The sequence below is a fragment of the Propionivibrio sp. genome, assembly GCF_016790145.1.
Classification (GTDB): domain Bacteria; phylum Pseudomonadota; class Gammaproteobacteria; order Burkholderiales; family Rhodocyclaceae; genus Propionivibrio.
In genome coordinates, this window is sequence record NZ_JAEUOI010000154.1 from 1 (window position 1) to 6,202 (window position 6,202).

The 6,202-nt window shown below is 55.4% G+C and carries 8 protein-coding genes; all 8 read left to right on the top strand.

Annotated features, from left to right (window positions below; translation table 11 throughout):
* Positions 1-437: 437 nt before the first annotated feature.
* The 8 genes from JNM42_RS12550 to JNM42_RS12580 all read left to right on the top strand — a co-directional run bounded on the left by JNM42_RS12550 (position 438) and on the right by JNM42_RS12580 (position 6,010).
* Entirely contained in the window at positions 438-1,097 is a 660-nt protein-coding gene (locus JNM42_RS12550; RefSeq protein ID WP_294270315.1) for a metalloregulator ArsR/SmtB family transcription factor, read from the top strand.
* 60 nt (positions 1,098-1,157) lie between these two features.
* Complete coding sequence (locus JNM42_RS12555) at positions 1,158-2,330, top strand: aminotransferase class I/II-fold pyridoxal phosphate-dependent enzyme (RefSeq protein WP_294270317.1); 1,173 nt, start codon at positions 1,158-1,160, stop codon at positions 2,328-2,330.
* Positions 2,331-2,367: 37 nt separating this feature from the next.
* Positions 2,368-2,943: a class I SAM-dependent methyltransferase gene (locus JNM42_RS12560; RefSeq protein ID WP_294270319.1), complete on the top strand. Its 576-nt coding sequence runs from the start codon at positions 2,368-2,370 to the stop codon at positions 2,941-2,943.
* Between the two features lie 24 nt (positions 2,944-2,967).
* Positions 2,968-3,324, top strand: coding sequence for a DsrE family protein (locus JNM42_RS12565; RefSeq protein ID WP_294270322.1), 357 nt, complete (start codon positions 2,968-2,970; stop codon positions 3,322-3,324).
* A 128-nt stretch (positions 3,325-3,452) separates the two neighbouring features.
* The gene (locus JNM42_RS12570) at positions 3,453-3,602 is read left to right on the top strand and encodes a class I SAM-dependent methyltransferase (protein ID WP_294270327.1); all 150 of its coding nucleotides are present in this window, start codon (positions 3,453-3,455) and stop codon (positions 3,600-3,602) included.
* On the top strand, positions 3,565-3,840 hold the full coding sequence (locus JNM42_RS19495; protein WP_366504443.1) for a methyltransferase domain-containing protein: 276 nt from the start codon (positions 3,565-3,567) through the stop codon (positions 3,838-3,840). Before JNM42_RS12570 ends, JNM42_RS19495 begins: the two co-directional genes overlap by 38 nt.
* A 516-nt stretch (positions 3,841-4,356) precedes the next feature.
* The gene (locus JNM42_RS12575; RefSeq protein WP_294270329.1) at positions 4,357-4,764 is read left to right on the top strand and encodes a hypothetical protein; all 408 of its coding nucleotides are present in this window, start codon (positions 4,357-4,359) and stop codon (positions 4,762-4,764) included.
* A 181-nt stretch (positions 4,765-4,945) separates the two neighbouring features.
* Positions 4,946-6,010 carry a hypothetical protein gene (locus JNM42_RS12580; protein WP_294270331.1) on the top strand — a complete coding sequence of 355 codons (1,065 nt, stop codon included), beginning with the start codon at positions 4,946-4,948 and terminating at the stop codon, positions 6,008-6,010.
* Positions 6,011-6,202: the final 192 nt, after the last annotated feature.

Sequence of the window (6,202 nt, forward strand, 5' to 3'; positions counted from 1 at the left end):
TGCCTCTCCATCGAGACTTTTAGGCGGTTTAGCTGTGAAGGTTGATTTTCAAAACAGCTAGTGACGACCTAAACTTTTCCATTGCAATCCGTGAGAAGCGAATACATTTGCGCATGACAACTGCGCGTGATGGCCTCCCCCTGGCGATTTACGTGGTATGGCCGTTCAAACGACATGCAGCTAACGCTGCCGATTGGCACGGGATACCAAATCGCCCCAACTGCGCCAACAGGTGCAGTCGGTGAGGTCAAGGGGCTTTGTGAAGCCGACCCTACCCAACATCACTACTGCTCCAAAGGATAGAAAAACTGGATCATCAATAGCCGCAGAGGTGTCGTTCAAATTTTAAATTATTTTTGGCTAGCATTTTCGCAAAAGCAAGGAAACATGTAACGACATTTTTTGACATTCGATCTAACAACCGTTAGATTGACCGTATGAAAGAGAAGCCATCCAAATCATACCTCTACGAACACGTTGCGCGTATCGGCAAAGCGCTGTCCAGCCCCAAGCGCCTGGAGTTGGTCGAGTTGCTGGCGCAAGGCGAGAAGAGCGTTGAAACCCTTGCTGCCCAGGCCGGAATCGACATGCGCCTGACCAGCGCCCACCTCAAGGCTCTGCGTGAAGCGTGCCTGGTTGAAACAAGACGTGAAGGCAAGTACGTGCACTATCGGCTGAGCGGACCCGATGTGTCCCAGCTATGGGTCAGCCTGCGTGATGTCGCCGAAGAACATCTTATTGAGTTTCGCCTGGCTCTGGCCCAGATGGTCAGCGATCCCGACAGCCTATGTTCGGAAAGCCGCGAAAGTCTCTTGCAGAAAGCCAGGCAGGGCGAAGTGTTCGTCATCGACGTGCGACCGCCCAGTGAGTACAACGCCGGACATCTGCCATTTGCCCGCTCCATGCCGCTGGGTGAACTGGAGAAACGACTGGCTGACCTGCCGTCGGATCGCACCATCGTTGCCTACTGTCGCGGCCCGTTTTGCCTGATGTCCGATGAAGCCGTCAAGTTGCTCCGCGCCAGGGGTTTCACCGCCAGCAAGATCACCGATGGCGTGAACGAGTGGGTCGCGAGCGGCTTGCCCATCGAAACCTGAAGCAGCAAGCAAGAAGCAGAACACCCCACCCAGCACTGATCCGCTCAGGAGGAGCAAAGCATGTCCGACAAGCACTCGCAATCCATGGCGACTCGCGCCATCCACGGCAGTTCCGGCAAGGACGCCCATGGCAGTCCGCATACCCCGATCTATAACACCACGACCTTCGCCTTCTCATCGACGGCCGATTTACTCGACGTGGTGGACGGCAGGAAGCCCGGCAGCCTCTACACGCGTTATGGTTTGAACCCGAGCATTTTTGCTCTGGAAGAAACGCTGGCCGGTCTGGAAAATGCAGAAATGGCCTGGGCTTTTTGCTCCGGCATGGCCGCTGAAACGGCGCTCTTCCTGACCCACGGACGCGAAGGGATCGTCTGTATTGGCGACGCTTACGGAGGCACCCTGGAATTGCTGGCCTCCCAACTGCCCTTGCTCGGCATTCCGACTCAACTGATTCTTGGCAGTGAGATTGGGCGGCTGGACGAACTCCTGGCTGCTGGCGCGAAGCTCGTTTTCTTTGAGACACCGACCAATCCCACGCTCGAGTTGCTCGATATTCAAGCCATTTGCGCAAAAGCTCACGCGCACGGCGCCATGGTGGTGGTCGACAATACCTTCGCGTCGCCCGTCAATCAGCGACCGCTGGAACTCGGTGCTGATTTCGTCGTGCACAGCGCGACCAAATATCTGGGGGGCCACAGCGATCTCACGGCCGGTGTTCTCATGGGGTCAAAAGAGTTGTTGATGCCGGTATGGAACTGGCGCAAGAATCTCGGTTCGATGATTTCTCCGGAAGTCGCCTCGCTACTTTCACGCAGTTTGCGCACCGTCGTCATCCGGGTTCAACAGCAAAACATCAGCGCGCAAGCCGTGGCCGAGGCCATGGCCCGGCACCCGAAGATCGCCCGTGTCTATTACCCCGGCCTGCCTGACTTTCCCGGTTATGAACTGGCGAAGAAGCAGATGCACGGCTTTGGCGGCATGCTGAGCATTGACGTGAAAGGCAATGGCGTCGATGCGACCCGCGTGGCCGACCGCTTGCACCTTTTTGCCCTGGCGCCCAGCCTGGGCGGTGCGGAAAGTCTGGTTACCCAGCCGTGCACCACCACCCATCACGGCCTGGCGCCCGAGGAGCGCACACGACGCGGAATTTCCGGCGCCATGCTGCGCCTTTCGGTTGGGCTGGAAGATTCTGCCGACCTGATCGCGGACCTGGAGCAGGCACTGGCATGAGTACCAGCACACCGTTAAATAAGCTCAGGGAAACGGAATGAAAGGTCGTGAAAGCGGAATGCCCGACGAAGAATTCTGGAACAGTTTCTTCGCGACCGAAGGCGCTCTTGAGAGCTTGCTCGGCAATAACGGTGTTCAGGGCGATCTGCTCGAGTTTGGCTGCGGCTATGGAACTTTTACCATTCCGGCCGCCGGTCGAACGACCGGTATTGTGACGGCGCTGGACATTGAACCCGAGATGGTTGAGCGCCTCAAGAGCCTGGCTGAAGAATACCGTCTGAGCAATATCCGCCCTCAGCTTCGCGATTTTGTGGCGAACGGAACCGGACTTGATTCAGCGAGCCAGGCGCATGCCATTGTTTTCAATCTACTGCATCTGGAGCATCCCGTAACGTTATTGCGCGAGGCACATCGCGTTCTCCAGAGCGGCGGCGTCCTGTCGGTGATTCACTGGCGCAGCGATATACCGACACCGCGCGGCCCTTCATTGGAAATCCGCCCGACGCCGGAACAGTGCCGAGCGTGGCTTTCCGAAGCGGGATTTGGCCGCATCACCAACGTCGATTTAGAGGAATTCTGTCCGTTTCATTACGGACTTGTCGCCACGCGCTGATGCGCAGATACCGGGAGGAAAACAATGAAAATCCTGCTTGTTTTTAATCGCGAACCCTACGACACCACCGATGTCACGTGGAACGGGCTGCGCTTGGCCGGGAAACTCGTCGACGGCGGTAACGAAGTCCACATCTTCCTGATGAATGATGCCGTCGATATGGCGCGTGATGCCTGCCAACCGCCAGAAGGCTATGACCAGAATCTGACCGCGATGCTCAAGGAGTTGATCGGCCGCGGGGTTGTCGTCAAGGTTTGTGGCACCTGCATGGCGCGCTGCGGCATTTACAAGAACCAACCCTACTTTGACGGTGCTGAAAAATCGACCATGCAGGCACTCTCCGACTGGGTGGTCGATAGCGACAAGGTGATCTCCTTCTGAAACGATGCCAAATAGATGTCAAATTTAGCTGTGCACATGAAAACGGGCCGGCCCTGAGCCCCGCCGACTACGATGCCTGGTATGACAGCCCCCGCGGTAAATGGATCGGGGATACCGAATATCGCTTGTTGGCGAATGAACTGGCATTGACTTCGGGCGGGCGGGTGCTCGATGTCGGATGCGGAACGGGCTGGTTCACCCGCCGACTCTCTGCACTGCCGGGCATGCTGGTGACCGGCATTGACCTCAACGCGGAATGGCTGGCATTCCGCCCGTAGCCGCGATGCTCACTCAACCTACATTCAGGCCGATGCGCTCGCGTTGCCCTTCTCCGACAACAGCTTCGATCAGGTGCTTTCGGTTGCCGCCTTGTGCTTCACTACCGACTGGCACAAAGCGACGGAGTGCGGTCGTCCACGTAGCAAACTTTGGGTGGCCGGTCAGGCCGAACAGCATCCAGTCGATAGAGTCTCCTTGCCGGCAGGTTTGTTATCAAAAAGTCGCCATTGCCCATGAAAACATCATCTTTCTCTTGTGGATCGATAGGGTGAGTAGCGTTTTTCGGTAAGCCGCCGCTCAGATTCGCTGACTCCGATTTTTCAACCGAAAAGGCAGAACGGCGGCAATGCGCCAATGTGCAGTCGTCCAAGCAGCATGCCTTGGATGGCAGCTCAGGCCGATCTCCGGCCATTGGTCAAAATCGTCTCGACCGGCAACTTCTCGGCCTGACCTGCCATTGAGGACAGGCACCTTGAGCGTCAGCTGCACTTCGCATTGCAGCCGTTCATCCTGGCCCGCCGAAAAAACTGGGCCGACGAGTCCGGACGACTGCTTACCGAAAAACGCTACTCACCCTATCGACCCACAAGAATCGTTCGTAGTCTCGGTGGTCCAGCGGCAGGTTTTTAATTTGAGCGGTCGCATGAGAACTATTCTGCCTTTGCCGACGTTGAAGATCGGGTTAAGCTTAGCCATCCGGAGCGTTACAAAGACCAACCCTATTCAACATATTGCCACCCAGTAAAGCTGACCATGAAACTTCTAATTACCTCATTCTTCCTGTTTGCCAGTAGCGTCAGTTGCGGAGCGACGATCTACGAGTGCCGCGCATACAATGGTTCATCATTCTTCTCGAATGGCCTTTGCTCAGAACATAAAGCTCTCGGGGTGGCATTGCATACCGTGCCCGACAACATGCCATTTGATCAGCAAGTCAAAACTGTCGAGGATGCCAAAACGAGAAAAACTTCAGCGACGCTTAAAGAGGATTCAAACCGATCTCGCCTGGACCAATGTGCCCAAATTGACATCGAATTAAAAAGCCTTCAGAGCAAATACACGAACTGGCAATATGTCCCGATTGACCAAGTGAATGCCGATCAAAGACGAGAGCACGATCTAAATGCGCGGCGTTCCCAATTTCAGTGCCATTCGCAATGACATTTGCGTTGCTAGCAGAGTTTAATGCGTCAGCTTTAATGGATTTCCAGGTTGCCATCCCACCTCCCCCCCCACAGCATGGGCTTCCTTACGTGCAGGAGATGAAATAAACACGGACATCCTGAAGCACTGTGGTTAGCCGAATCTATCAAGCGGACGCTGGATGAGGCCCGTTTGACAGTTGAGGCACAAGAATCGGCCACCCCATTGTTCGATTAATTGGGCTTGCCCGTTCGATTTACCGGTTCGCGATGATCACTTTTGCATTACCACGTTGATCCAGAACAAAACCGATCGCGTGTGGGAGACGGATCCGCTCGAAGAGTCGCTGAAAAAGGCCAATGAGAGATTGGTGGCGATTCCTATTACCATCGCGTACAACGATCCAAATTTGAACCTCAATAATCGGTTCAGTACGTTCGACAACAAGACTGGGCGCGTTTTGTGCGCCGGTAACGGCGACAAGGCTCGTCGTTCCACGGATCAGGGCGTTCTGAACATTGATTGCCCTCGCCCCGAGGCTTGCCAATATGGACAGGCACAACGCTGCAAAAGCATGAACCGCGCCTATTTTCGCATTGAAGGCTCCGCGGACGAGTTGGGTGTGCACGTCCTCCACACCACCTCCTGGAATTCCCTGAGCGCCCTTGGTACCCGCCTGTCTCAGTTGCACGGACTGACCCAAGGCGTGATGGCCGGCATGCCCATGATGTTGGTCATGAAGGGAAAGACTACTACAGCTTCTTTCCGCGACATTTTCTATTTTGCGGACCTGGTCACTCGGCCTGGACAAACATTATTGCAGGCGGTCAAGCAGGCTAAAGTCTTTCAGAATGATCTGAATGAGGCCGGCTTATCAATCTCGGGGATGGAGGACGCGTTACGTGCCGGCCTGGCCAACGGCGATTTTGCTGATGAAATTGATGATGTCGACGAGTGGTTGTCGGACGAGGAATTGATAAACGCGGCCGATCGTGGTTTTCCTTCGGCGTTGGTCGGTAGCGGACTTGAGACGTTGGCGAAGAACCTGCAATCTCTGGTTCAAGCGTCAAAAACGGAGCCAGATGGCACGGTGACTGGATCACAAAGCAATGTGCCATCGTTGGTGATCGCTTCCGCGGAACATGTAGCTGATAAAGTATCGAAGATGAAAACCCAGCCAAAAGCAAACGCGGTGCCGGTCTCCAGGCCGGCAGTCAAGACCCCGAATCCGCACACCGCTCAAAAGGCAGATCACATGTTCTGAGCGTCATTTGGAAGGTAACCACGTGCAAACCCGGATAATAGGCCTTGTTTTCGTCCGGGGTTGTCGTGTCAATAATGGATTTCTGGGCTCTCCATTTAACCGGAGTTGAGTGAAGACTCCTGTCGTGACCCATCCCTGTCCCCGTGCAGGCGCCCAGTACCCCAGATCCCTAGGGGTGGTCGCCGCCCAGCG